General features: G+C 72.1%; 24 protein-coding genes. 4 read left to right on the forward strand and 20 right to left on the reverse strand.

Annotation, left to right across the window (positions count from 1 at the left end):
* Positions 1-14 precede the first annotated feature (14 nt).
* The 5 genes from MBA17_RS33810 to MBA17_RS33830 form a co-directional block, all read right to left on the reverse strand.
* Entirely contained in the window at positions 15-458 is a 444-nt protein-coding gene (locus MBA17_RS33810; RefSeq protein WP_238501302.1) for a hypothetical protein, read from the reverse strand.
* Between the two features lie 21 nt (positions 459-479).
* Positions 480-1,577: an MPN domain-containing protein gene (locus MBA17_RS33815; protein ID WP_238501304.1), complete on the reverse strand. Its 1,098-nt coding sequence runs from the start codon at positions 1,575-1,577 to the stop codon at positions 480-482.
* Positions 1,574-2,707 (reverse strand): hypothetical protein, encoded by a 1,134-nt coding sequence (locus tag MBA17_RS33820; RefSeq protein ID WP_238501305.1) that lies wholly within the window; start codon positions 2,705-2,707, stop codon positions 1,574-1,576. Before MBA17_RS33820 ends, MBA17_RS33815 begins: the two co-directional genes overlap by 4 nt.
* 414 nt (positions 2,708-3,121) lie before the next feature.
* On the reverse strand, positions 3,122-4,075 hold the full coding sequence (locus tag MBA17_RS33825) for an SPFH domain-containing protein (protein ID WP_238501307.1): 954 nt from the start codon (positions 4,073-4,075) through the stop codon (positions 3,122-3,124).
* A gap of 175 nt (positions 4,076-4,250) precedes the next feature.
* A complete protein-coding gene (locus tag MBA17_RS33830; RefSeq protein WP_238501309.1) occupies positions 4,251-5,858 on the reverse strand; it encodes a penicillin-binding transpeptidase domain-containing protein in 1,608 nt (535 codons plus the stop codon).
* Positions 5,859-5,937: 79 nt separating this feature from the next.
* On the opposite strand from MBA17_RS33830, the gene MBA17_RS33835 reads away from it, so the two are divergent.
* A complete protein-coding gene (locus MBA17_RS33835) occupies positions 5,938-6,954 on the forward strand; it encodes a zinc-binding alcohol dehydrogenase family protein (protein ID WP_238501311.1) in 1,017 nt (338 codons plus the stop codon).
* A 208-nt stretch (positions 6,955-7,162) separates the two neighbouring features.
* On the opposite strand, the gene MBA17_RS33840 is transcribed toward MBA17_RS33835, so the two are convergent.
* The 6 genes from MBA17_RS33840 to MBA17_RS33865 all read right to left on the reverse strand — a co-directional run bounded on the left by MBA17_RS33840 (position 7,163) and on the right by MBA17_RS33865 (position 13,412).
* Complete coding sequence (locus MBA17_RS33840) at positions 7,163-7,882, reverse strand: CHAP domain-containing protein (RefSeq protein WP_238501312.1); 720 nt, start codon at positions 7,880-7,882, stop codon at positions 7,163-7,165.
* A 90-nt stretch (positions 7,883-7,972) separates the two neighbouring features.
* The gene (locus tag MBA17_RS33845) at positions 7,973-8,965 is read right to left on the reverse strand and encodes a sugar-binding transcriptional regulator (RefSeq protein WP_238501314.1); all 993 of its coding nucleotides are present in this window, start codon (positions 8,963-8,965) and stop codon (positions 7,973-7,975) included.
* Between the two features lie 101 nt (positions 8,966-9,066).
* Complete coding sequence (locus MBA17_RS33850) at positions 9,067-10,551, reverse strand: FGGY family carbohydrate kinase (protein ID WP_238501316.1); 1,485 nt, start codon at positions 10,549-10,551, stop codon at positions 9,067-9,069.
* Positions 10,544-11,479 (reverse strand): transketolase family protein, encoded by a 936-nt coding sequence (locus tag MBA17_RS33855; RefSeq protein WP_238501320.1) that lies wholly within the window; start codon positions 11,477-11,479, stop codon positions 10,544-10,546. Before MBA17_RS33855 ends, MBA17_RS33850 begins: the two co-directional genes overlap by 8 nt.
* On the reverse strand, positions 11,476-12,372 hold the full coding sequence (locus MBA17_RS33860) for a transketolase (protein WP_238501322.1): 897 nt from the start codon (positions 12,370-12,372) through the stop codon (positions 11,476-11,478). The genes MBA17_RS33855 and MBA17_RS33860 overlap by 4 nt, the downstream gene beginning before the upstream one ends.
* A 26-nt stretch (positions 12,373-12,398) precedes the next feature.
* Positions 12,399-13,412: a sugar phosphate isomerase/epimerase family protein gene (locus MBA17_RS33865; RefSeq protein ID WP_238501324.1), complete on the reverse strand. Its 1,014-nt coding sequence runs from the start codon at positions 13,410-13,412 to the stop codon at positions 12,399-12,401.
* 29 nt (positions 13,413-13,441) lie between these two features.
* Here MBA17_RS33865 and MBA17_RS33870 point away from each other — a divergent pair, with 29 nt between their 5' ends.
* Together MBA17_RS33870 and MBA17_RS33875 are read left to right on the forward strand one after the other, a co-directional pair.
* On the forward strand, positions 13,442-13,618 hold the full coding sequence (locus tag MBA17_RS33870) for a hypothetical protein (RefSeq protein WP_238501330.1): 177 nt from the start codon (positions 13,442-13,444) through the stop codon (positions 13,616-13,618).
* 10 nt (positions 13,619-13,628) lie between these two features.
* Positions 13,629-13,892 (forward strand): DUF4031 domain-containing protein, encoded by a 264-nt coding sequence (locus MBA17_RS33875; protein WP_238501331.1) that lies wholly within the window; start codon positions 13,629-13,631, stop codon positions 13,890-13,892.
* Here MBA17_RS33875 and MBA17_RS33880 read toward each other — a convergent pair.
* The 8 genes from MBA17_RS33880 to MBA17_RS33915 are packed head-to-tail and all read right to left on the reverse strand — an operon-like array spanning position 13,869 to position 20,999.
* A complete protein-coding gene (locus MBA17_RS33880) occupies positions 13,869-14,483 on the reverse strand; it encodes an HD domain-containing protein (protein ID WP_238501332.1) in 615 nt (204 codons plus the stop codon). The genes MBA17_RS33875 and MBA17_RS33880 overlap by 24 nt on opposite strands.
* Positions 14,480-15,337, reverse strand: coding sequence for an amidohydrolase family protein (locus MBA17_RS33885; RefSeq protein WP_238501335.1), 858 nt, complete (start codon positions 15,335-15,337; stop codon positions 14,480-14,482). Before MBA17_RS33885 ends, MBA17_RS33880 begins: the two co-directional genes overlap by 4 nt.
* Entirely contained in the window at positions 15,334-16,419 is a 1,086-nt protein-coding gene (locus MBA17_RS33890) for an aldose 1-epimerase family protein (RefSeq protein WP_238501338.1), read from the reverse strand. Before MBA17_RS33890 ends, MBA17_RS33885 begins: the two co-directional genes overlap by 4 nt.
* Entirely contained in the window at positions 16,416-17,192 is a 777-nt protein-coding gene (locus MBA17_RS33895; RefSeq protein WP_238501339.1) for an SDR family NAD(P)-dependent oxidoreductase, read from the reverse strand. The genes MBA17_RS33890 and MBA17_RS33895 overlap by 4 nt, the downstream gene beginning before the upstream one ends.
* The gene (locus MBA17_RS33900) at positions 17,189-18,298 is read right to left on the reverse strand and encodes a type 2 periplasmic-binding domain-containing protein (RefSeq protein WP_238501342.1); all 1,110 of its coding nucleotides are present in this window, start codon (positions 18,296-18,298) and stop codon (positions 17,189-17,191) included. Before MBA17_RS33900 ends, MBA17_RS33895 begins: the two co-directional genes overlap by 4 nt.
* Positions 18,295-19,488: a CaiB/BaiF CoA transferase family protein gene (locus tag MBA17_RS33905; RefSeq protein ID WP_238501343.1), complete on the reverse strand. Its 1,194-nt coding sequence runs from the start codon at positions 19,486-19,488 to the stop codon at positions 18,295-18,297. Before MBA17_RS33905 ends, MBA17_RS33900 begins: the two co-directional genes overlap by 4 nt.
* 9 nt (positions 19,489-19,497) lie before the next feature.
* A complete protein-coding gene (locus tag MBA17_RS33910; RefSeq protein ID WP_238501345.1) occupies positions 19,498-20,265 on the reverse strand; it encodes an enoyl-CoA hydratase/isomerase family protein in 768 nt (255 codons plus the stop codon).
* Positions 20,262-20,999, reverse strand: a complete 738-nt coding sequence (locus MBA17_RS33915) for a FadR/GntR family transcriptional regulator (RefSeq protein ID WP_238501347.1) — start codon at positions 20,997-20,999, stop codon at positions 20,262-20,264. Before MBA17_RS33915 ends, MBA17_RS33910 begins: the two co-directional genes overlap by 4 nt.
* Positions 21,000-21,121: 122 nt before the next feature.
* Here MBA17_RS33915 and MBA17_RS33920 point away from each other — a divergent pair, with 122 nt between their 5' ends.
* Positions 21,122-22,027, forward strand: a complete 906-nt coding sequence (locus MBA17_RS33920) for a fumarylacetoacetate hydrolase family protein (protein ID WP_238501349.1) — start codon at positions 21,122-21,124, stop codon at positions 22,025-22,027.
* Here MBA17_RS33920 and MBA17_RS33925 read toward each other — a convergent pair.
* A complete protein-coding gene (locus MBA17_RS33925; protein WP_238501351.1) occupies positions 22,000-23,427 on the reverse strand; it encodes a WGR domain-containing protein in 1,428 nt (475 codons plus the stop codon). The genes MBA17_RS33920 and MBA17_RS33925 overlap by 28 nt on opposite strands.
* Positions 23,428-23,812: the final 385 nt, after the last annotated feature.

Below are 23,812 nucleotides of genomic sequence, written 5' to 3' on the forward strand. Positions count from 1 at the left end.
AACTGGTTCACTCCCTAAGAACTGACGAGGTAATTCGCGACCGGGCTGCCGTCCTGCAGGTGGCATTCGTAGGCGGCGATCCACAGCATTCCCTTGCGGACGACTTTGACGATGCTGTGCTGCGCCGACCAGAGCTCGGGACGGTAGGTACAGATCTTCAACCATCCCGGCCGATCCGTCTGCCAGGTGTGCATGGCATGGCTTGTGCCGTACTCGTCCATGCGTTGCGAGTGACCCCACAACGGGCTCGGATTGGTGATGTAGGTGCTCGGGCATTCGTCGGGATAACCCGGCGGGATGTTGATTCGCAACGTGTAGGAATAGTTCATGTTGCTGGTGTAGATGCCGCTGATGTACGTCGCGGCGGCTCGATCGTAGAAGTCGAACGCGCGGAACTCCCTGCGTAGCACCGACTGGTCGTTCGCCAGCCGGAACTGCTGATACCGGCTCCAGGCCATGGCCTGCCTCCCCCACCTCACTCAGTTCTTCTGGAAGTACTCGATGCCCCAGAAGAAGGCCCGATGAATGTCCAGCCGCTCTTCCCGCGTCGCCGCCTGCCACTCGATGCGCTGATCACCGGTCAGCAGCTTGGCTTCGCAGACCACCGGCCTGCTGCCGTCCCAGCCCATGACGAACAGGAACTCCGTCCGCCTGCGCGGAGCCGTGACGATCAGCGCGATCTGCTTGTCCCCGACCGGGCGCAGTTCGACGGCGAACTTCGTGTTGCCCTCCAGCAGCGGGTCGACGTGCGCGGCGACGTACTCAGCCGGATCGGGGATCACCTGGAGTTCCTGGTAGATATCCGGCGGAGCCGCCCCGGGCGCCGTGCCCCCCGTGCCGGGTTCCACCCTCGCCGGGAGGGCGGCGGGTGCGGACCGGGCTTCCACCGCGCGATCCGGCCCGGTGGCCTCCGATGACACCCTCGCCCGGGAGTGCCCCAGTTGGTAGCGCTCCCGGCGCCGCGAGCGGGCGTCCCTCAGCATGTCCCCGTCGAAGTGCGGGGACAGCCGCCGCAGCCTGCGCAACTCCTGCCGGATCGGGCTGGCCCCCGCCAGCACCTCCAACGACGCGTCCGCTCGGACCAGCTTCCTGGCCTCGGGATAGAAGAACGGTGTGAGCAGGACGACGGGATCCCTCGACGAGTCGCCGAACCAGCGCCTGGACTGCTGGTCACTCGCCGAGCGCTCGCTCTGCGAGACGAAGTTGGCCAGTATCTCCGTGTAACAGGGCCGGCCCGCTTTGACGGCGAAGCTCTGCGTCCTGGCACGATCGCCGGAGCTGGGCTCGAACAGCCCGATCGTGTGGTGCGAGTGCCACATGCCGAGCAACTGGATGCCGAACCTGTCCCACATCACCTGCTGCAGTGCGCCCACGGCCTCGGAGTCGAGTTCGACCGAGTGAGTCTGGCGGACGCTGCGGACCGTCGGCCGCGTCGCCAGGAAGACCGTCGGGCCGCCGCCATGGCTGAACAGCCCGAAGAGGTTGCCACCCGTTTCGATCTTCGGATGCTCATAGGTCTCGTCGCAGAGGACCTCAAGCTCGGACTCGTAGATTCTGACCTTGTAGTGTTCGCTCAACGGAGGCTCTCCAGCACTTCCAGGAGGGTTCGATCGGGGGACCAGCTCGCGCCGTCGAGCTCGAACCGCTGCCGATCACGGCCCGACTGGGTCAGGACCAGCGGCGGTTCGACGGGATAGGCGTCCGTCACGACGAAGGCGATCTGCCGATCTCCGATGGGGATGACCAGCGCCACCCGGTCGTCGGTGAACTCCGCCGTCTCCACCTCGTAGCCGGCGTGGGCGATCTGGGAGATCTCCCTCTCCATCCGGCTGGCGAAGACGCTCCGCGGCACCTGCCGGGAGCCGAACCCCGGAGGCGACTCCGAGATCGTCATGCCGCTTCTCAGGTCGATGTCCGTCACGCCGCACAGCCGCCAGTGGATCTCCAGGCAGGTCACCACGAACCAGGTCACCACGGCCGCGATGACCTGGTCGTCGGGCTGAGCCAGCGCGGCCAGGTTCACGTACTGCCAGGTCGGCAGGTCACCGGCGCCGGGCAACCCGGCGGGCAGCCCCGGCGTCCTGCCGAAGCAGGCCACCCGCAGCGCGAATCCCGTGGACCCGTCAGCGGTGGGAACAAGAGAGTTCAAATAGGCAAAAGCAACTAATTTATCACCAATGCTCTCAAAATAGACAATAACCGCAGGGCGTCCCGAGAACTCCAGAGCGCCTATCTCGGCGGCCCCCAGTGAACCCCCGATCGCCCTCGGAACTCCGTGATCGGAAACGAAGGCGCCGGTATGAAGATCGACATATCTGCGGGCGTCGGGAACGTTCCAGATCAACTCGTGAACGAGAGCCGGAATCGCGTTCCCGGCGTACCTTCCGCCCGCCGGCACCGGGGACACCAGGACCGACGGCAGGAAACTCTGCGGACCCCGGGCGATCCGCCCCACCACGCCCAGCGGATAGTGCGCCGCGTATCTCGCCTGGCGCTCCCGCATGAAACGCTGCAGGTCCTGCTCCCGCGAGAACGTGCGCAGCGCCGCCGTCCTGCGGTCCTCCAGTCGCTCGGCCAGGCGGGCTTCCTCCTCCTGCTGCCTGGCCGCGAGCGCCCCACGCCGCTCCAGATGGCCGAAGATCAGATCAGGGATCTTGGCGATCAGAGCCGAGATGACGGGGACGACGAACACGGAGACCGGATCCATCCACCCTCCCAGGGGTGCAGATGCCACACCAGCGGTCGACCCCCGAGAACCACCTAACTTTTACCACAGCCGCAGAAGCGAAGATAATGGTTTATTTTATTGCGGCCTTTATGAACAATGCGCGCCTGTTGATCCGGCCGTCCGAATCATGGGGGGCGACCGGCCGCCGGGAAAGATCATTTAATTGCTTTTCCGGGACTCCCGCCGAACCGGACTCCGGCCTGCGGGCCGGAGCCTGCGGATTCGCGTCATCCGCCGACCGGACACCTGCTGACCACCGCCCGCGGCCGGCCGCGGGCGACAGGGGTCAGAAGAGCCGCTTTCCGCCGCGGGTGGCCCGCGCCGCCGCCGGTGTCCACGGCGGCCGGAGCGTCACCTTCGGAGCGGACCGCGCCACCCGCGGAGCGGACCGCGTCACCTGCCGGGGACGACCACCGCGTCGGGGTTGCCGGGGGCGTAGACGGTGATGCCCTGCGGCAGGGACTTGAGCTTGTCGATCTCGGCGCAGGCCGGGCACTTGTCGTACCCGTCCTGCCTGGCACGGTTGGCCGCCGCCTCGGCCTCCGCCTGGGCGACCCTCGCCTTGGCCTCGGAGACGCTCGCCGCCGCCGCCAGCGAGCCGTCGACCGCCTTCTGCACCGCCGGCGGGAGGGTCACCCGGACGAGCGTGAACCGCATCCCGAGGAGGAAGTCGTCGCCGAGGGTCGCCCGCAGGTCGCGCTCCAGGGTGGCGTTGACGCCTTCCTGCACCCTGGCGACGTTCGTGTTGGTGCTGCGCGCCTCCAGCTCACCCGGGCTGTTCAGCAGCGCGCAGGACGGCACGAGCTCGGCGCAGCGCAGGTCGCCGATCTGCACGCGCAGGGCGTTGTCCACGACGGGCCGTACGGCCTGACCGAAGAAGGCGGCCCAGCCGGCGTCGTCCTCCCACGCGTGTCGCGCCGTGTCGTCCTGGCCGCGGAAGGTACGGGTGCCGAACTTGTCGTCGAACCGCTTGAGGGTGTCGTGGTCGAGGTTGAGCGTGAAGTAGAGGGTGCCCTCGATGCCCAGGCTGACGCCGTCGCTGCTGGGCGTCGTCACCACGTCCACCCCGAGCGCGGTGGCCCGCTTGGCGTCGGAGGTGATGGTGTAGAAGCGCTGCTGGGCCGGGTAGGTGTGCACGGACGACCACATGCCCGTCCAGGTCAGGCCGGAACTCGGGTCGATCACCTGGCGGATCGCGTTGTCGTCGAGCGGGCCGCCGTCCCGGACGACCGCGACCTCGCCCGCATCGGTGGACGCGTAGCCCCCCAGGCCCCCGATGGCGAGCACGACGACCGCGCCCAGCCCGGCCACGAGGGCGATTTTCGCGAAGACGGAGTCGAGGAACATCGCACGCTCCTTGGACTGAGGATGTGTGCGTTCAACATAAGTATTGTTCAACGATCCGACAAGAGAATTGTGGATTACGGTCTTCGCATCGCACAGTGGCGCTCAGCCGTAACGTCGTCGACGCACGGAAGTCCACAGGCGGGGCGCCCGGCTCGTGTCAAGCCGGAGGGAAAGGTCAGAGCGCCGCCAGGAACCTCGCGGCGAGGGGCGCGGCCACGGTGCCGCCGCTTCCGCCGTTCTGGACGAACACGGCGAAGGCCAGACCGTCCCGATAGCCGATGAACCAGGCGTGGTCCTGCGCGCCCTCGACCTCGGCGGTGCCGGTCTTGCCCGCGGTGTCCGGCGGGAGACCGGCCCGGGCGGCCGTGCCGTCGGTGACCACCGACCGCATCATCGTGCGCAGGGCGGCCGCGACGCCCTCGTCCAGCGGCACCGGGTCCGGGGACCCGTCCGAGGCCTCGGCCGTCATGATCGCGGGTTTCCAGACACCGCTCGCCACCGCGGCGGCGACCTCGGCCATGCAGAGCGGGCTGGCCTCCACCGAGTTCTGGCCGATGGCGTCGGAGGCCAGTTCGTCCGCGTTGCCGTACGGGCGGATCCGGCAGTAGCTGAGGCCCGGCTTCTCCCGGAACCCGAACCGGTCGGCGGCCTCGGTGCGCAGCCGGTCGCCGGGCAGCCGCTCGTGGGTCTGCTGGACGAAGGTGGTGTTGCACGAGAGGGCGAAGGCCCTGGTGAAGGGGATGACGCCGTGGTCGGTGCCGTCCGCGTCGGTGAAGGGCTTGCCGTTCGGGACGGTGTAGGCCGCCGGGCACGGGACCGGGGAGTCGGCGGTGAGGCCGGCGCGGAGCAGCGCCGAGGCGGTCACCACCTTGAAGGTCGAGCCGGGCGGATAGAGGCCGATGAACGCCCGCTTCCCGCCGAGGGTGTCGGCCACCGCGCGCAACTGACCGCTGTCGGCGTCGAGGGCCACGATCGCGGCGGGAGCAGCGAACCCGTCGAGGGCACGCGCGGCGGCGGCCTGCACGGTCTGCGAGATGGTGCTCCGGGTTCCGGCGGCCGGCGGGGACGGCGAGGCCAGCAGGACCCGGCCCGAGGGCGTCTCCTCCAGCGCCAGTTCCACCGCGGTGCCGCCGAGCCCGGTGTAGTAGTCGCCGGCCCTGCTGTCGCGGGGGAACGGCCGGCCCTCCTGGGTGAGCGTGGCCGGCCGCCGGACCTGGGTCTCCCTGAGCCGGACGCCCCCGCCGCCGGCCAGCGCGGGGTGCAGCGTCTCCGGCGACCAGCGCACCTTCCAGCCGCCGGCCGATCGCGACAGGCGCAGCACCGCGGCGAACGGCCATCGGCCCAGGCCCGCGACCTCCCGTTCGCCGGTGAACGGCACCTCGGCGGCGTCCTCGCCCGGCCGGCGCGGCTCACCGGGTGCGAGGGACAACGAGGCGACGCGCAGCTCGGCGTCGAAGCGCCGGTGCCGCTCGGCGAAGTCGGCCGGCGGGTCGGCGACCAGCGCGGCCATGGCGGTGAGGTCACCGGTGCGCCAGGCCGCGAAGTAGTCGGCCGCGGTCTGCCCGGGATCGTCCTCGGGGACGGGAGAGAGGACCAGCGTCCGCGGCGTCCGCGACGGCGCCGGCCCTCTCGCGCCCTCGGTGCCGCCGGTGCCGCCGGTGCCGCCGGGTGTAGGGGACGGCGACGCCACCACGGGGCCGGGCGCGATCGTGACCGCGTACACGCCGAAGGCGACGATCGCGAGCGCCACGGCGATCAGGGCCACGAGCGGTCGGGTACGCATACCTTGATGGTGCCAGCGTGGCGTCCGGACCGCCCGCCCGTTGCGAATCCGGATCAACCGGACGTGTGACGATGAGGTCATGGCGGAGACGATGACGGCCTGGGTGGTACGGCGGCCCGGCCCCGTGGCGACCGGCCCGCTGGAGCGGGTCCGGCTCCCGGTGCCGGTGCCCGGCGAGGGCGAGGTGCTGGTCAAGGTCGAGGCGTGCGCCGTGTGCCGTACCGATCTGCATCTCGCCGAAGGGGACCTGGCGCCGCGGCGGCCGGCCACCGTTCCCGGGCACGAGGTGGTCGGGCGGGTCGCCGCCCACGGACCGGGGGCGGACCGCCTGCCGCCCGGCGCCCGGGTGGGCGTCGCGTGGCTGCGCGCCACCTGCGGCAGGTGCCGCTACTGCCGGCGCGACGCGGAGAACCTGTGCCCGTACTCCCGCTACACCGGTTGGGACGCCGACGGCGGCTACGCCGAGTATCTGACCGCGCCCCAGGATTTCGTCTACACCCTGCCGGAGGGACCGCCCGCCGAGCGGCTGGCCCCGCTGATGTGCGCGGGCATCATCGGCTACCGCGCCCTGCTCCGCGCCGACCTGCCACCACGCGGACGGCTCGGCGTGTACGGCTTCGGCGCCTCGGCCCACCTGACCGCCCAGGTCGCCCTCGCCCAGGGCGCGACGGTGCACGTGCTGACCCGGTCCCCGGAGGCCCGGCGGCTAGCCCTGGAACTGGGGGCCGCCTCCGCGGCCGGCGCCTACGACGATCCGCCGGAGCCGCTGGACGCCGCCATCCTCTTCGCCCCCGTCGGCGACCTGGTCCCGGTCGCGCTCGCGGCCCTGGACCGCGGCGGCACACTCGCCGTGGCCGGGATCCACCTCACCGACGTCCCGGCGCTGAACTACGAACGCCACCTGTTCCAGGAGCGCACCCTGCGCAGCGTCACCGCCAACACCCGCGCGGACGGCCGCGCCCTCCTCGACCTAGCCACCCGGCACCCGCTCCGCGTCACCACCACCCGCTACGGCCTCGGCCAGGCCGACCAGGCACTCGCCGACCTGGCCGCCGGCCGCGTCGCCGGAGCCGCCGTCCTCGACATCGGCGGCTGACGCCCGGCGAGCCGCCGGGGCAGATCGCCGCGCCATTGCCGGACCGGCGGGGGCGGCCGACAGGCACACTGTCTAACAACCGTCCGACAACCGCCGGGCAGGTGGCCGGTCGCGCTGAGCACGCGGCGCCGGCAGGGCGTCTTCCGCCCGCGTCGAACAGGTGGCCCAGCGCACTCAAGCGACGTCCTGCACCCCCGCGCTCCGGGCGTCACACCGGTCTTCCGCCCAGATCAGCCGGGGGCGAGTCGTCGTCGCGGGGGCGGCGGCGGTGTCTGCCTCCCGACAGCGCGGAGGCGTGTCTACGCAGGTTGGCCAGGGTCAGCATGAGTACCGAGGCGACGAGGACGACCAGCAGCAGGACACCCTCGACCGGCAGCGGGAACCCGAAGGAGAACCCCTCGGCGTCGGTGTCGGCCTGGCGCAGCGCGATCGTCTTCTGGCCGGCCGGGTCCGCACGGAGGACCTGGTTCTCCTTGACCTTGCGCGGCAGGCCGTACCCCACGACCTTCTTCTCGTCGCGGGTCTTGCGCTTCAGCCACACGCCGTCGACGTTGGCCTCGATCGTGTGGATCCGGCCGCCGTCGACCCGTTCGACGACGCCCACGTGATCGATCTTGCCGGTCTTCCTGGAGCCCGACCAGTCGAAGAAGACGAGCGCGCCGGGTTCGGGGGTGCGCGACCAGGCGTCCTGCCGTTTGAACCAGTTCGCGTGCGACGGGGTCCAGGCGAACTGGCCCACGTAGTCCTGGAGCCCGGCCTTGCCGGCCGCCCAGGCGATGAACATGTCGCACCACGGCGCGTTCCTGTACTGCGGATCCTTGACGTTCTCCGCGTACCACTCGCCGAACTTGGTGTACTGGCCTGCCCTTTCCCTGTAGCCCAGCTCCGGACGGATCGCTTCCAGCAGACCTTCGGCAATCGGATCCACGGAGTGGACCTTAAGCAGATATCCCAGCAAAACCACCGAGAAATACCAAAATGGTCTAACGCCTGGTCGGGTGTCACCGCGGAACGATGATCAGGCGTCCAGCAGGCGCTCGGCGACCTCCAGGTCCGTGATGAGCACGTTCACCCAGCCACCGCGCAGCGCGGCCTTGATGGCCGAGAGCTTCCCCAGGCCCCCGGCGACGGCCACCCTCCGGTCGATGGCACGGAAGCCGGCCACGTCGATCCCGACGACCCGCTGGTCGAAGGCGGACTCCACCGGTTCGCCCCGCGCGTCGAAGAAGTGCAGGCAGACGTCACCGACCGCGCCCAGCGAGCGGAGCTCCTCCTGGTCCGCGGCGCTCACCGCGTTGCCGCTGCGGAGCAGCAGCGGGGAGGGCTCCAGGCTGCCGATGCCGACCAGGGCGACGGTCAGGTCGTGCCACTGGGCCATCACGTCGACCACCGCAGCGTCCTGCAGCAGGGCGTCCCGGATGGTCGGCGTGCCCACCACCCCGGCCGAGGGGACGAAGACCGGACGGGCCCTGGTCACGTCCGACAGCCGCCCGATCAGCCGGGTCGCCAGAACCTGCGCCTCGGGGCTGCCCACCCCGCCGACGAGCTGCATGACCCGGTCCGCGACCTGGGCGCCCTTCGGCTGCATCCGGTCGACCGCGGCCAGCAGCGTCTCGCTCCACGAGGAGATCCCGATCACGTCGCCGCCGGTGAGGGTGACGTCGAAGTAGGCGGCGGCCGCCGCGCCGAGGGCGGGGATCACCTCGCCCCGGGCTCCTTCGGCGTCCACCACCACGACGTCGCGCAGGGAGTGCCGCCGCTGCAGCTCCTCCTCCAGCTCGGTGTGGACCCCCTCGGGCAGGACCACCACCGTGCGCACGATCCCCCGGGTCACCGCCTCCTTCAGCAGCCGCGAGACCCGCGGCTGGGAGATGCTCAGCGACGCGGCGATCTCGGGCTGCCGGATGCCCTGCTCGTGGTACATCCGGGCCACCCGCGCCAGCAGACGCAGGTGGTCGGCGGCCACGACCCGGCCGGAGCCGTGGACCCACCCCGGATCGGGGACGACCATGTGCCCCTCCCACCCAACTCTCGTACGGCCGGCCCTCAGCCTAGCGGCCGGCCGATCGGCCGCCTCCAGGCGCAGACCACGCGACGGCGATCCATCCCCGCCTACTCATCTGCCGCTCCCTTCCGGTCGGCCCCGGGGCGGGTTCGCGCCACCGCCTCGTGCCAGGCGGCGAGCCTGGCCGTACGGCCGGCCGGCTCGCCCGCGGGCTCGAAGGTGTCACCGGGGCGCGGCCGGTTCTCCAGTTCCTCGAAGGTCCAGAGGCCGGCGGCGAGCCCGGCGGCGTGGGCCACGCCCAGGCACGAGAGGTCGTGCTCGGCCGAGCGGAACACGCGGCGGCCGCTGATCTCCGCCTGGAGCCGCATCAGCCGGTCGTTCCTGGTCAGCCCGCCGTCGGCGAGCAGGACCCGCACCTCGCCCACGGTCTGCTGCACGGCCGCCAGCACGTCCTCGACCTGGAACGCGACCGCCTCCAGCGCCGCCCCGACGAGTTCGCCGCGCCGGGTGCCCAGCGTCAGGCCGCTCAGCGCGGCGCGCGCGCCGGGCTCCCACCACGGCGCGCCGAGCCCGCCGAACGCCGGCACCAGGTGCACGCCGTCCGGATCCTCGGCCTCCGCCAGCAGGGCCTCGGCGGTGCTGCCGAACAGTTCGGCGAGCCAGCCGAGGGTACGGCCGCTCGCCCGGATGTTGCCCTCGACCGCGAGCACCGGGCCGGTCACGTCCCAGGCGACGCTGCGGCACAGGCCCGGCGCGTCGCCGCGGTCGCCGATCGCCATCACCGACGACCCGGTGCCGTAGGTGGCCTTCACCACCCCGGGCCGCCACCCGCCGTGCGCGAACATCGCCGCGTGCGAGTCGCCCAGCACCGCGAGGACCGGCACGCCGTCGGGCAGCGGGGCCAGGTCGCGGACCGCGGGGAAGGGCCCGCCGGAGGGCACGATCGCCGGCAGCACCCCGGCGGGCACGCCGAACACGTCGAGCAGCCGCTCGTCCCACTGCCGGGTCGCCACGTTCATGAGCTGGGTGCGGGAGGCGTTCCCCACCTCGGTCACGTGCTCGCCGCCGAACCGGCTGAGCAGCCAGGAGTCCACCGTGCCCAGGCAGAGCCCGGCGCCGCGGCGGTCCCCGGGGTCGTGCGCGTCGAGCAGCCAGCGGGCCTTCAATGCGGAGAACATCGGGTCGAGCGGCATGCCGCTGGCCGCCCGTACCAGCGGGCCGGCCCCGGCGGCCACGAGGTCGGCGCAGGTCGCGGTGGTCCGCTGGTCCTGCCAGCTGATCAGGGGACCGGCGGGCTCGCCGGTGCGGCGGTCCCACAGCGCCAGCGACTCGCGCTGGGTGCTCAGGCCGACGGCCACGACCCGGGAGGCGAGCGACGGGTCGACGCACCGCGCGACCGCCAGCCGTACGCTCTGCCACAGTTCCCCGGGGTCCTGTTCCACCCAGCCGGGGCGGGGGTGGGTCTCGGTGAGCGGCGCGGAGCCGCGCGCGACCACCTCACCGCCGCCGGGGCCGCCGGCGGCGACGAGGAGCGCCTTGGTGGCGCTCGTCCCCTGGTCGACGGCCAGGATGAGAGGTCCGGCGCTAACCATGACCGAGCAGTTCGCGGGCGGCGGCCACGATGCCGTCGGCGGACAGGCCGAAGTGGTCGAGCAGGAACCGGGTGTCGCCGGTGGGCGCGAAGACCCGGGGGACGCCGAGGATCCGCATCGGGCACGGGTGGCGGGTGACCACGATCGAGGCCACCGCCGCGCCGAGGCCGCCGCTGATCGTGGCCTCCTCGGCGGTCACGATCCCGCCGGTCTCCCGCGCGGCGGCCACGACGGCCTCCTCGTCGAGCGGGTCGAGGAAGGGCAGGTTGAGCACCCGTGCCGAGACGCCCGCCGCGCCGAGCCGCTCGGCGGCCTCCAGCGCGCGGGAGGTCAGCGAGCCGATGGCGATCAGGGTGACGTCGTCGCCGGAGCGCAGCAGCACGGCCCTGCGGGGGGCGAAGGGAGCGTCCGCGGGAGTCACCGCGGGCACCTTGAAGCGGGGGACGCGCAGGTAGGAGGGCCTGCCGGAGGCCGCGGCCCAGCGTACGGCCGCGCGGGTCTGAACCGGGTCGGCGGGCACGATGACGTCGAGGCCCGCGACCGCCCGCACCCAGGACAGATCCTCGATGGAGTGGTGGGTGGGGCCCAGCTCGCCGTACGCCATGCCGGGGCTCTGCCCGCAGAGCACGACGTGCGCCTCGCTGTAGGCGACGTCGGCCTTGATCTGCTCCAGGGCGCGGCCGGTGAGGAACGGCGCGGCGGCGCAGACGAACGGGATCTTCCCGGCGTTGGCCAGCCCCGCCGCGACCCCCACCAGGTCCTGTTCGGCGATGCCGACGTTCACCAGCCGGCGGGGGAACTCCTCGCGGAAGCCGCCCAGGTTGCTCGATCCCACGGAGTCATTGCAGACCGCCACGATCCGTTCGTCCTGCCTGGCGAGGGCGACGAGTTCCGCGGCGAAGTCCTTGCGGCAGTCGAACTCGGTCATCGGGCCAGCTCCGCGAGCGCCGCTTCGACCTGCTCGGCGCTGGGCACCTTGTGGTGCCACTCGACCCGGTCCTCCATGAAGGAGACGCCCTTCCCCTTGACGGTGTTCGCGATGACGGCCACCGGCTTGCCGGTGTCGGATCGGCTCATCGCCTCCAGCAGCGCGAGATGGTCGTGACCGTCGACGTCGCGCACCTCCCAGCCGAAGCCTTCCCACTTGGCCCCGAGCGGCTCCAGCCTGGTGGTGTCCTCGGTCCGCGCGCCCTGTTGCAGCCGGTTCCGGTCGACGACGGCGGTCAGCGACGACAGCCCGTGGTGGGCCGCGGTCATCGCCGCCTCCCAGTTGCTGCCCTCCTGGAGTTCGCCGTCGCCGAGCACCACGACGGTCCGCCAGGCGGCGCCGTCGAGCTGGGCGGCGAGCGCGCAGCCGGTGGCGACGGGGAAGCCGTGCCCGAGCGCGCCGGTGTTCGTCTCCACGCCCGGCACCTTCATCCGGTTGGGGTGGCCGTTCAGCGCGGACAGCGGGGCCAGGAAGGTCGCCAGTTCCGCACGGTGGAAGAAGCCGCAGTGCGCGAGGGTGGAGTAGAGGGCGGCGGCGCAGTGGCCCTTGCTCAGCACGAACCGGTCGCGGCCGGGCAGTTTCGGACGTGTGGGATCGACGTCGAGCAGCCCGTAGAAGCAGGTCACCAGGATGTCGGTGACCGAGAGATCGCCGCCGATGTGGCCCATGCCCGCCCGGTCGATCATCTCGACGACGCTCCGCCGTACCTCGCGGGACACGCGGCGCAGCTCGTCGGCGGCGGCCTGCGGGCTCCCCGCGCGGATCCGCTCGACGGTCTCGCGGTACTCCCGCGCCCCCGCCGGGTCGGCGGGCAGCAGCGCGTGGCCGCTCACCGTATGACCGCCCACCGCCTGACCGCTCACTGATCGGCCATCGCGCTCAGCAGGGCCCGTTGCACGACGCGCTGGGCGGCCAGGGCGTCCTGGGCGCGTTGTGCGGCCGTGAGGGCGTCGTGGTCGAGGAGTCCGAGTGCGCGGTGGATGCTCTTCATGACCCGGATCCCGGCCCGCGCCGCCTCGACCGAGTCCTCGCGGAAGGGGAACTGGTCGAGTTGCCAGACGCCCTCCCAGCGGGCCTCGCGCAACGCGTGGAAGAACTCGAAGGTCTCGGTGAGGTGGACCGAGCCGACGATCATGTCGTCGTCCCAGCCCCGGTGGTTGTCGTTGACGTCGATCGCGAACAGGCGGCCGCGTGACATCGCGAGCCTGGCCGCGTCTGCGGGCGACTCCCCGCCGTAGAGGGAGTGGCCGAAGTCGAGCAGGACGCCGACGTTGGGCAGCCCGATCTCGTCGATGGCCAGCAGGGTCTTGGCCGCCGAGGAGAACACCATGGTGTTGCGCGGCTCACGGGGCTTGTACTCGATCGCGAAGCGCAGGTCGGGGAAGGTCGACGCCAGCTCGCGCACCCCCTCGACGGAGAACCGCCAGATCTCGGAGTGGTCCACCTGGAAGGGATAGTCCCAGCCGTCCTGGCCCGGCCACAGCTTCACGTAGTCGCAGCCGAGCAGCCTGGCCACCTCGGCCGCACGGGAGACCAGCTCGATCGCCTCCCGCCGCACCCCGGCGTCCGGGTTGGTGAAGGCGCCCTTGACGAACCGCCTGGTGTAGATCTCCGGGGTCACCGCGATGGCCCTCAGCCCGTTGCGGTCCAGCGCCGCGCGCACCTCCTCGACGGGGAGGTCGGGCGGGTCGAAGGGGAAGGTCAGGTCCACGACCGACAGGTCACCGACCTGACCCGCGAGGTCGATCGCCGCCAGGGTGTCGACGGGCGGGCCGTAGCCGTCCGTCGCGTACCTGTCGACGTAGCGGCCGAAGTGCCAGATCCCGGCGCCGAAGGTCGGCTCTTGAATATCTATTCGGTCATGACTAGACATACTCAGACCGTAGATAGGGCGAGCCGGAAATGTCAATGAATTCGTGCTGCACACCACCGTCTACAACGTGCACCAGCGGATGGCCGACGCCTACGCCCTCGGCAGGGCGCCGCCGCGAGCAGGCGCTGGACATGCGGCAGATCGTCGCCGACCCGGCGAGGGAGTTCCTGCTACGCGTGTCGATGCTGCGGGAGGAGCTGGTCTAGCCTTGACGCTGTGAGCGTGCTGATCGATCCCCCTTCCTGGCCGGGGCCGCGTGGCCTGCTCTGGTCGCATCTGGTCAGTGACAGCTCCTACGAGGAACTGCACGCCTTCGCCGTACGGCTCGGCGTGCCGTCCAGGGCGTTCGACCGCGACCACTACGACGTGCCGGAGATCGTCCACGCGCGGGCGGTGGCCCTGGGCGCCGAACCGGTCGGTTCCCGCGAGTTGCTCACCCGGCTCGTCGCGGCGGGGCTACGCCGCCGGCGGATGCGTTAGGCGGTCCAGCTCGGCGGTCATGTTCTCGCGGGCCCTCGTCTCCCACCGCTCGTGCGCGATCGGCGTGCGGTACAGGCGCGGCACGGCGAGCAGCCGCCGCAGGACCTCGGCGCGACCGGCCCTGAACAGCTCCTCCGGCACGTGTCGGTACTCCTCGCGGACGGCCACGGTGTACGCCGCGTAGCCGGGGCCGGCGAGGACGGCCAGGTCGGCGTCGCACAGCACCGCGCCGTCATGGTCGCCGGCGGCGGGGTCGTGCGTGGCGGTCAGCCGGACCAGCCGGGCCGTCTCGGCCACCCGGCGGGCCGGCACGCCGCACCTGGGCAGCCTGGCCTGGGCGAGCTGGGCGCTGCGCTCCTCGTCCCAGCCGGGTCTGCCCTGGTAGACCGCGTCGTGGAACCAGGCGGCCAGCCGTACCGCCACCGGGTCGGCGGCCAGTTCCGCGAGCGGCCCGATGGCGTCCAGGACGCCGCGCAGGTGGGCGAGGGTGTGGTAGCGGCGGTGCGGCTCCGCCCAGCGGGCGACCAGCTCCGCGCCCGTCGCCCGAGAGGCGGGCGAGTCGTCCACCAGGGCCGCCCAGGCGGCGATCACAGCCGGTACGCGCGTACGGCGCTGCCGCCGAAGACCGCCTCCCGCTCGCCCGGCGACAGCCCGGCGGTCAGGTCGGCGGCGGCGGTCACCACCTCGGCGTAGGAGGCGGCGAGCAGGCAGACCGGCCAGTCGGACCCGAACATGACCCGATCGGGGCCGAAGGCGTCGAGCACCACCTCGGCGTACGGCCGGAGCGTCGCCGCGGTCCAGTCCTGCCACGGCGCCTCGGTGACCATGCCGGACAGCTTGCAGAACGTGTTGGGCTCCGCGGCCAGCGTCCGGACGGCGCTCGCCCACGGCTCCAGCTCGCCCGAGGCGATCGGCGGCTTGGACAGGTGGTCCAGCACGAAGGTCAGCCCGGGGAGCGCCCGGACCGTCTCGATCGCGGCGGGCAGCTGGTGCGGCAGGGTCAGCAGGTCGAAGACGAGCCCCGCGTCCGCGACGGCCTGGAGCCCTTTCCGGACATCCGGCCGACACAGCCACGACGCGTCCGGCTCCGCCTGCACGCCGTGCCTGATCCCGACCAGCGGTCCCGCCGGCAGGTCCGCCAGCGCGCCCGCGACGTCGCCGCCGGTGAGATCGACCCAGCCGACGACCCCGGCGACCAGGTCCGACCCGGCGGCGAGCGCCAGGAACTCGGGCGTCTCCGCCGGGTCGGGCACGGTCTGCACCAGGATCGTGCGGCCGATGCCCGCCTCCCGGGCGAGCGGCGCGAGGTCGGCGAGGGAGAAGTCGCGGCGGATCGGGGCCATCCGCTGGCCCGTGATCCACGGCTGGTCACGGACGCCGAGGTCCCACACGTGGTGGTGGGCGTCCACCCGGGTCACGCCGTTCACGCCGCTCACGCCGCTCATGGGGCGAGACGCTCGTCGAGCGCGGCGATCGCGGCGGCGCCGTGGTGGGTCCTGAAGGTGGTGTGGTAGGTGCGGGATTCACCAGGTTCGAGCCAGATCATGCTGCCATCTTCCCTGGCCGCGGCGTCGCCCGCCACCGCGTGGGTCGACGGCTCCAGGCCGACGGCGTAGTCACCGGCCCGCAGATTGAGCCACTGGAAGAAGTGCGGGAACTCGGCCGCCGACCACTCCACGCTCACCGCGAACTCCAGCCGGTCGTTCACCAGCGCCGCCGCCGAACCGGTCAGGACGTGCTCGTAGACCTGCTCGACGAACCCCGGCAGCGGCGCCGGCATGGTCCGGTTGTCCACCCCCTGCTCGGCGACGCTGTCGCTGCGCCACACCGTCTCCTTCATCGGGGCCAGGAACCGGGAGCCCTCCTCCAGGAGCGGCCAGCCGAGGTTGATGTGGTAGAGGAACATGTGCGGCATCCGGTCGAAGCCGGGGTTGCTCACCGTGTCGACGAGCCGGATCTCCTCGCCGCCGAGGTCGGCCTCGATCCTGCGGGTCAGCAGGAGGTTCTCGGCGAAGACCGCGGCCTGCCGCACCTCTCCCTCCGCCCACAGCACGCACCGGTCGCCCTCCCACCGCTCGCCGTAACCGGTGAGCCTGGCCGGGATGTTGGCGACCCGGCCGTGCAGGCCGTGCCGTACGGCCGGCCGGGGCGGGTACCGGTAGGAGTCGGCGGGCACCTCGCCGCCGAACAGCGTGTGATCGAGGCCCCCGGTCACGGTCAGGCCGGAGAACGACCGCAGCCAGGACAGGCCGTCCTCGTCCGCGTTCTCGTGCAGACCCGGATTGCGGAACCCGGTCCTGGACCGCCAGCCGAAGGCCCGGCCCGAGTGCTCGGCCGCGCCGATGTCCATGCACCGGTCGACCAGCACGTCGAAGGCCAGCCCGCTGCCGGTCCTGAACTCCAGGGTCCGGATCCCGCGCTCGACCCCGTCGCCGAGCGTGACCAGGCGCACCCCGCCCGCCGCGGCCACGTCGCCCGCCCGCGCGGCGAGGTCGCGCGGGCCGAGGTCCTGTCCGTGCAGCTTCACGTCATCACCCATCCACCGTTGACTTCGACCGTCTGCCCGGTGACGAACGAGGCGTCCGGGCCGACGAGGAACGCGACGACGGCGGCCAGTTCCGCCGGCCTGCCGCGCCGCTGGAGCGCCTGCCGCTCCAGCACGAATCTCGTGTACGCCTCGGGATCCGGGTGGATCTCCTCGGCCGCCGTCGGGAACGCCCCCGGCGAGACGCAGTTGACCCGGATCTCGTGCGGCCCCAGTTCCCTGGCCAGCGCCCGGGTGAGCGCCACGGCCGCGCCCTTGGTCGCGATGTAGGCGGCCAGGTCGGGCCAGCCGCCGTGCATCGTGATCGAGGCGACGTTCACGATCGCGCCGCCGCCGTCCAGCATCCGGCGGGCCGCCGCCTGCGCGGCGATCCAGTAGGCGCGCTGGTTGACGGCCTGCACGTCGTCGTACTCGGCGAGGGGGACGTCGAGGAACGGCCGGGTCGGGTAGATCGCGGCGTTGTTGATCAAGGCCCTGACCGGCCCCAGCGCCGCCGCCGCCGCGATGGCGTCCTCGATCGCGGCGGCGTCGCGCAGGTCGGCCGTGAGCGGGAGCACGGCCCCGCCCGCCTGCTCCACCTGGCGGGCGGTCTCCGTCACCGCCGCGTCGTCCACGTCCAGCGCGGCGACGGCGTACCCGTCGGCGGCCAGCCGTACCGCCGTCGCGCGGCCGAGCGCCCCGCCCGCGCCGGTGATGATCGCCACTCCGCTGTCGCCGGGGGCCGGGGCGGGGACGGGCGTGCTGCCGGTGGTCATGGTCGCCTCCAGTCGTGGTAGCGCTTGGCGAGCTCGTCGAGGAGGGCGCCATGGGGTGTCCCGGCGATGAGGCCGTCGCGCAGGAGCCGGGAGGCGGCGTCCTGGAAGGCGATGTAGCCGGGGAACCTCGGCCGTACCCAGGCCGTCAGGACGGTGGCGAGGGTGTCGCGGTAGAAGCCGCCGCTCGCGGCGTCGACCTCGGCGTCGGTCCAGGCGACGAGGGACGCGGGCTGCCCGCCGGTCGCGGGGAACAGCTCGCGCTGCACGGTTTCGCCGGTCAGCCGCCGGAGAACGTCCCTGACCAGGTCGCCGGTGGAGTCGGCGGCGTTCACGGCGCGCCGCGACACCGCCAGCCCGGTGCCGCCCAGCACGCTCCCCCGCCGCCCGTGCGGCCGCCACACGGGCGCGTCTCCGAAGGCGAGCGGCCCCTGGTAGTTCACGTAGCCGTAGACGAGCGGGCAGTAGGCGGGGCCGCCGGGTGCGGACATGGCCTCCAGCACCCCGATCGGGTTCAGCACGCTCAGCTCCGCGTCGGCGAGGGAGAGCAGCCCGGCCATCAGATCGAGCGCCGCCGAACCCGCCTCCCCGGACGCGACCGTGCCGTCGGTGAACGGGAGCTCGCCCTGGGCGACGACGAGGGAGCAGAACATCAGGAACGCGTGCGGTCCGCCCAGGCAGAGGGCGATGGGCGTGGACCCGGCCAGCTCACGGGCCAGCTCGTGGGCCTCCTCCCAGGTCGCGGGGCGCGGGACGCCCGGCCGGGCGACGGAGACCTGGGCCGCCGCGTCCAGCGGCAGCGCCCAGGTGCGCCCGTCGAAGGTGTAACTGTCGAACGACCGGCCCGCCGTGCCCGTGCGGAGGTCCGTCAGCTCCGTCTTCCCGAACAGCTCGTCCATCGGGACCAGCGAGTCCACCGCCGTCCCCAGCCCCGGGTGGTCGATCACCAGCAGGTCGTACTCCCTGGCCAGGTCGGCGATGGGCGTCGACTCGAACCCCTCCAGCGGTTGCCGCTCCCAGTGGACCAGCCCGCCCGAGCGCCGCGCGAACTCCTCCAGCGGCGCGTATCCCCTCGGATGGTCCCAGGTCAGCCCGCGCAGCCCGGTCACGACCGGCCCCCGCCCACGACCTCTCCGTCGAGCAGGGCCGACACCCGTCCGGCGTCGTAGCCCAGCTCGCCGAGGATCTCCGCCGTGTGCTCGCCGGTCAGCGGCGCGCCGCGCCGTACCTCCGCGGGGGTGGCGCTGAACGTGTAGGGGAAGCCCGGGGTGGTCACCGTGCCCTCGGTGGGGTGATCGTAGGTGACGAAGGAGCCGTTGTGCCTGACCTGCGGGTCGGCGAGGAGGTCGGCGTAGGAGTTCACCTGCCCGGCCCAGATGCCCCGCGCGGTGAACAGTTCCAGCCATTCGGCGGTGGTTCTCTCCGGCAGCCGGTCGCGGACCATCGCGGTGATCTCGTCGCGGTGGGTGTGCCCGGCGACGTCGGTCTCCATCGCGGCGAGCGCGGGCAGGCCGAGCGCGTCACCGAGCACGTCGAGCGGCGGCATCGCGAGCGCCAGGTAGGCGTCCTTGGTCGCGAACACCCCGTAGGGCGCGCGGATGTAGGTGTGCCCGTGCGGCTCCACCCCGCGCCGCTGCGGGACGCCGCCGACCGTGAAGACGGACAGCTCCTGCATCTGCACGGCCACCGCCGCGTCGAGCATGTTGACGGACACGAGTTGCCCCTCGCCGGTCCGCTCCCGGTGCAGCAGCGCCGCGAGCGCCCCCTCGAACGCGCTGTAGGCGGTGATCGCGTCGATCGCGTAGGTGCCCGCGGGGGCCGGCGGGTCGCCGTCGCGCCCGACGCTGAACATCGCGCCGCTCATCGCCTGCAACAGCAGGTCCTGCCCCGGCCTGGTGGCGTACGGCCCGGCCTCGCCGTACCCGGAGATCGAGACGTAGACGACGGCCGGGTTGACCTCGCGGATGCTCGCGTAGTCCATGCCGAGCCGTTCGGCCACGCCGGGACGGTAGTTCTGCAGGAAGACGTCGGAGGTGCGGGCGAGGTCGTGGACGAGGGCACGGCCCTGCTCCGACTTCAGGTTCACCGCGAGGCTGCGCTTGTTCCGGTTGAGCGAGAGGAAGGACGCGTTGACCTCGTTTCCGCCCGCTCCGCCCGCGGGCGCGTGACGCTGCCACTCACCGGTGACCGGCTCGACCTTCACCACGTCGGCGCCCAGGTCGCCCAGCCGCATCGCGGCGAGCGGCCCCGCCATCGCGATGGACAGGTCGACGACGCGGTAGCCGTCCAGGATTCCCATGACTCTCCTTCACCGCCCCTGGAAACGGGGCTCACGGCGTTCGGCGAACGCCGCGCGACCCTCCGCGGCGTCCTGGGTGGCGAAGCAGACGGTCTGCAGGTCGCGTTCGTACTGGATGGCCTGGTCCAGCGGCATGGTGTAGGCCGCCCGCAGGTTCGCCTTGGCGGTCTGCGCGGCGATCGGCGCCCGTACGGCGACGCGCCCGGCCAGTTCCAGAGCGGCGGGCAGCAGTTCCTCCGCCGGCAGGACCCGGCTGACCAGGCCCCAGGCGAGGGCCTGGGCCGCGTCGATCGGGTCGCCGGTGAGCAGCATCAGCGCGGCGTTGGTCGGGCCGACGTTGTGCGCCAGGAGTGCCGACTGGCCGCTGCCGCCGATCCAGCCGAGTTTGATCTCCGGTGCGGCGAACGTGGCCGTGGCGGCGGCGAGCCGGATGTCGCAGGCCATCGCCAGTTCCAGACCGCCGCCCAGCGCGTAGCCGTTGACGGCGGCGATCACCGGTTTGCGCAGATCCCTGATCGAGTCGCCGTAGTCGCCCCGGTTGCGGAAGTCCCAGGGCTGGTCGTAGGAGTCGAGCTCGCGGATGTCGCTGCCCACGCAGAAGGAACGCGTCCCCGCGCCGGTCAGCACGACGGCGCGGATCTCCGGGTCCGCGTTGACCTCGGTCACCTGGCAGCGCAGGTCGGCGGCCATCTCCGGGGTGAGGGCGTTGAGCTTGGCGGGCCGGTCGAGGGTGAGGACGGCGACGTGCCCCTCGGTGTCGCGGCGGATGTTCGTCAACGGTTGGCCTTTCCGCAGCACAGGGCGGCGTACTGTTCGGCATCGGTGCGGGCGACCTCGACCACCTCGCGCATGGCCTCCTCCGCCTTGCGGTGGTGGCGGCGGCGGATCGCGACCGCCACGCGCTCGTGGTTGGGCAGCGTGTCCTTGTTGTGGCCGATCGACCGGGTGTGGACCTGCCTCACCGAGCGCAGCGCGATGCTGATCATCTCGTAGATGTGCAACAGCAGGTCGTTGCCGCTCGCGGCGAAGATCGCCCGGTGGAAGGCCAGGTCGGCGTCGATGAACGCGTCGGGGTCGTCGGCGGTGGCGTAGAGCGCGGCCAGGGTCTCGTCCAGGTGGCGGATCGCCTGCGCGTCGGCCCGTTCGGCGGCCACCCTGGCCGCGCCGGGCTCCAGGGCCACCCGCAGGTCGGCGAGGACCCGGATGTCGCCCTCGGCGGGCTCGGGGGTGAAGCGCCAGCTCAGGACGTCGGGATCCAGCAGGTTCCAGGACGCGCGCGGCCTGACCCTGGTGCCGGCGCTGGTGCGGGTCTCCAGCAGCCCTTTGCCGGCGAGGACCTTGACGCCCTCCCTGACCGCCGACCGGCCGACCCCGAGCTCGGTGACCAGCCGCTCCTCGATGGGCAGCGGACTGCCCGGCGGGAGCGCGCCGGTGACGATCTGCGGCCCCAGTTCGTGCACCACCTGAGCGTGGCGGGCGCGCTCCGGATAGCTCGTGTCCTTTTCGATCACGCGGCGAGCGTAGCCGAGGCAGCCGTTCGTTGACCAGAGGTTCATCAGATGAAGTTCCCTCTTCATCTGATGAAGAGGGTGACGATACGCTCGGAGGGTTCTTGAGAGAGATGAGGGAAGCCGTGCATATTGTCCGCTTTGTTCCTCCCGGTGCGGTCGCGCCGTCGGTCGGCGTCTCGGACGGCGTCACCATCACCGAGCTGACCGGCGTCACCCGCCTCGGCGAGTTGCTCCGGCTGACGTCCGCCGGCCTGCGCGAGCGCTGCGCGGCGGCGGACGGGCCCGTCCACGACATCGCCAAGGTCCGCGTGCTGCCGCCCGCCGACGGCCACATGGAGGTGTGGGCCGCCGGGGTCACCTACCAGCGCTCCCGTGAGGCCCGCGTGGTCGAGAGCGAGCGCGCCGCCGACGTGTACGAGCTGGTCTACGACGCCGACCGGCCGGAGCTGTTCTTCAAGTCCGCCGCCTGGCGGGTGACCGGCGACGGCGAGCCCGTCGCGATCAGGGCCGACTCCGGCGTCGACGTGCCGGAACCGGAACTGGGCCTCGTCGTCAACGCGCACGCCGAGATCGTCGGCTACACCGTCGTGAACGACATGAGCTCACGCACCATCGAGGGCGAGAACCCGCTCTACCTCCCCCAGGCCAAGATCTACCTCGGCGGCTGCGCCGCCGGCCCCGCCGTACGGCCCGCCTGGGAGGTCGCGGACCCCTACGACCTGCCGATCGAGCTGACCATCCGCCGGGGCGGCGAGGTCGCCTGGACCGGCCAGGCGAGCACCTCGCTGCTGAACCGCCGCCTCGACGACCTGGTCGGCTACCTGTTCCGCGAGGACTCCTTCCCCGACGGAGTCGTCCTGGCCACCGGCACCTGCCTGGTCCCCGAACTGCCCTTCACCCTCGCCGCCGGCGACGAGATCATCATCACGATCGCCCAGATCGGCACGCTCACCAGCACCGTCGTGCGGGGCAAAACCGCGATGTCCTGGCTCGCCGACGATCAGAGCAGGCGCCTGACCTCTCCCTGAACACGGTAGAAACCACCACGTCCGGAAGGCCGGACGCCGTCCACCAGGTAGCGCGCACCGGCCTCCCTGACCCCCTTGGGGAACTGCACGTTCCACCCGTCCTCGAAGCCGGGACTGATCACGCGGACCCGGAGCCGATCGCCCTCGCGGACGCACTCCACGATCACGCCCTCGTCACCCGGGGCGGCGGTCTCCAGGACCACGGTCGGCTCGATCGCGGGCAGCGCGGCCGACGCCTTCACGTCCACCGGCGTCGGCACGCTGCCCCCCTGCGCCGCCAGGATCGCCTGTTCGCTCGCGTCGATGCAGGCCAGCGTGCCGTCGGTGGTGACGATGTAGAGCCGGTCGTCGAGGAACTGCATGGAGTAGGCGGAACCGCAGCCCGTGCCGAGCTTCCACAGCAGCGCGCCGCCCTGGTCGAAACAGTAGACGGACGAGTGGCTGTCGCCGGCGAACACATAGCGGCCGTCCGGCGCGGCGGCGCAGGAGAAGACCGCGCCGTCACACTGGTAGACGGCCTCGATGGCGCCGTCGGTCTTGGCCAGCCGGTAGACCTTGCTCCTGCTCGTGCCCGCGTAGACCGAGTCCGCCTCCTGCCAGCCGAACAGGACGCCGCCCTGCACCGGGGTGTGCCACTCCGGCGTCCCGTCGGCCGCGTCGTAACGCGCCACGCCCTTCGAGTGGCCGTGGTAGACGGCGTCGTCGTCGCAGCGCACCATCCACGCCGACTCGCCCTGACCCTTCCGCGCCCACTGGAACTCGTCCTCGTGGTCGATCGTGGTGATCCGCCCGGCACGGTCGGAGACGCCGAGCACGCCGTCCTTGATGTCGAGCCAGTAGATGTCCACGTCCTCGGCGATCTCGTACGCCACCCGCGGCACCTTCCCGCTCAGGTCGTAGACCCGCCCGTCGTCGGCCCCGGCGTAGATCCAGAAGTCGTCGGCGACGATGCACTTGACCCCGTCGGGCAGCTGGAACCGGCCGGTGACCCGGCCGTCGTGGGTGACCGTGTAGACGTCGCCGTTCTGGTTCCCGACCCAGCAGCGCTCCTGGTCCACGAAGATCCCGAACGCCGCCGACCGGCTCGCGAACCGCCACAGCACCGGCGCCTGGCGGGCGGTCGACCGCTGGCTGACGATCGCCCGGCGGGTCACCGCCCGCGGCGGCCGTCCCCCGCGAACCGCCGCCGCGTATCCCTTCCGCAGCTTCTCGCCGACCTTCTTCTGCGCGGCCGCCGCCGCCTTCGCCGGTGTGGCGAACGCGGCGACCTTCGTCTGGCCCTGCTCCCCGATCCGGCCGTAAGTGATCGTCACCTGCGCGCCGGAGACGGTCACCTCGTAGAACTTGTGCGCCCCGCCACCGTCTTCGGACAGCTCCAGATACGTGCCCTGCTGCGCCATACCGGCCCCTTCTCCTTGATCCACTGGCCGGGAGCGTACGGCAGGCATCCGACAAAAGCGGCGACATCTACGGAGAAAGGGGAACTTGTCCTGGCAGGCGCGGTATCCCCGCCTCTGCCGGCCGATCCGCGATCCCGCGAACGCCTCGGCGGCCACCCGATCACGACAAGGGGTGCCCGCCGGTCCGTGCCTGCTCCACGTGGAGAAAGGGGAACTTGTCCTGGCGGCGCGGCCCCCCGCCTCGGCCGGCCGATCCGCGATCCGCGAACACCTCGGCGGCCACCCGGTCACGGCAAGGGGTGCCCGCCGGTTCGTGCCTGCTCCACGTATCGCCCCGCCCTGCGCCGGTCCCTCCGCTGTCTGTCCGCCCGGTGGCGAGGCGTGA

Source organism: Dolomitihabitans soli (assembly GCF_022213955.1).
GTDB lineage: Bacteria > Actinomycetota > Actinomycetes > Streptosporangiales > Streptosporangiaceae > Streptosporangium_A > Streptosporangium_A soli.

Bases quoted from the DNA above. Each gene is read 5' to 3' on its own strand.
- MBA17_RS33810 (WP_238501302.1), bottom strand. From the start codon at position 458: ATGGCCTGGAGCCGGTATCAGCAGTTCCGGCTGGCGAACGACCAGTCG.
- MBA17_RS33820 (WP_238501305.1), bottom strand. From the start codon at position 2,707: ATGGATCCGGTCTCCGTGTTCGTCGTCCCCGTCATCTCGGCTCTGATC.
- MBA17_RS33825 (WP_238501307.1), bottom strand. From the start codon at position 4,075: ATGTTCCTCGACTCCGTCTTCGCGAAAATCGCCCTCGTGGCCGGGCTG.
- MBA17_RS33830 (WP_238501309.1), bottom strand. From the start codon at position 5,858: ATGCGTACCCGACCGCTCGTGGCCCTGATCGCCGTGGCGCTCGCGATC.
- MBA17_RS33835 (WP_238501311.1), top strand. From the start codon at position 5,938: ATGGCGGAGACGATGACGGCCTGGGTGGTACGGCGGCCCGGCCCCGTG.
- MBA17_RS33845 (WP_238501314.1), bottom strand. From the start codon at position 8,965: ATGGTCGTCCCCGATCCGGGGTGGGTCCACGGCTCCGGCCGGGTCGTG.
- MBA17_RS33850 (WP_238501316.1), bottom strand. From the start codon at position 10,551: ATGGTTAGCGCCGGACCTCTCATCCTGGCCGTCGACCAGGGGACGAGC.
- MBA17_RS33855 (WP_238501320.1), bottom strand. From the start codon at position 11,479: ATGACCGAGTTCGACTGCCGCAAGGACTTCGCCGCGGAACTCGTCGCC.
- MBA17_RS33865 (WP_238501324.1), bottom strand. From the start codon at position 13,412: ATGTCTAGTCATGACCGAATAGATATTCAAGAGCCGACCTTCGGCGCC.
- MBA17_RS33870 (WP_238501330.1), top strand. From the start codon at position 13,442: ATGTCAATGAATTCGTGCTGCACACCACCGTCTACAACGTGCACCAGC.
- MBA17_RS33885 (WP_238501335.1), bottom strand. From the start codon at position 15,337: ATGAGCGGCGTGAGCGGCGTGAACGGCGTGACCCGGGTGGACGCCCAC.
- MBA17_RS33895 (WP_238501339.1), bottom strand. From the start codon at position 17,192: ATGACCACCGGCAGCACGCCCGTCCCCGCCCCGGCCCCCGGCGACAGC.
- MBA17_RS33905 (WP_238501343.1), bottom strand. From the start codon at position 19,488: ATGGGAATCCTGGACGGCTACCGCGTCGTCGACCTGTCCATCGCGATG.
- MBA17_RS33925 (WP_238501351.1), bottom strand. From the start codon at position 23,427: ATGGCGCAGCAGGGCACGTATCTGGAGCTGTCCGAAGACGGTGGCGGG.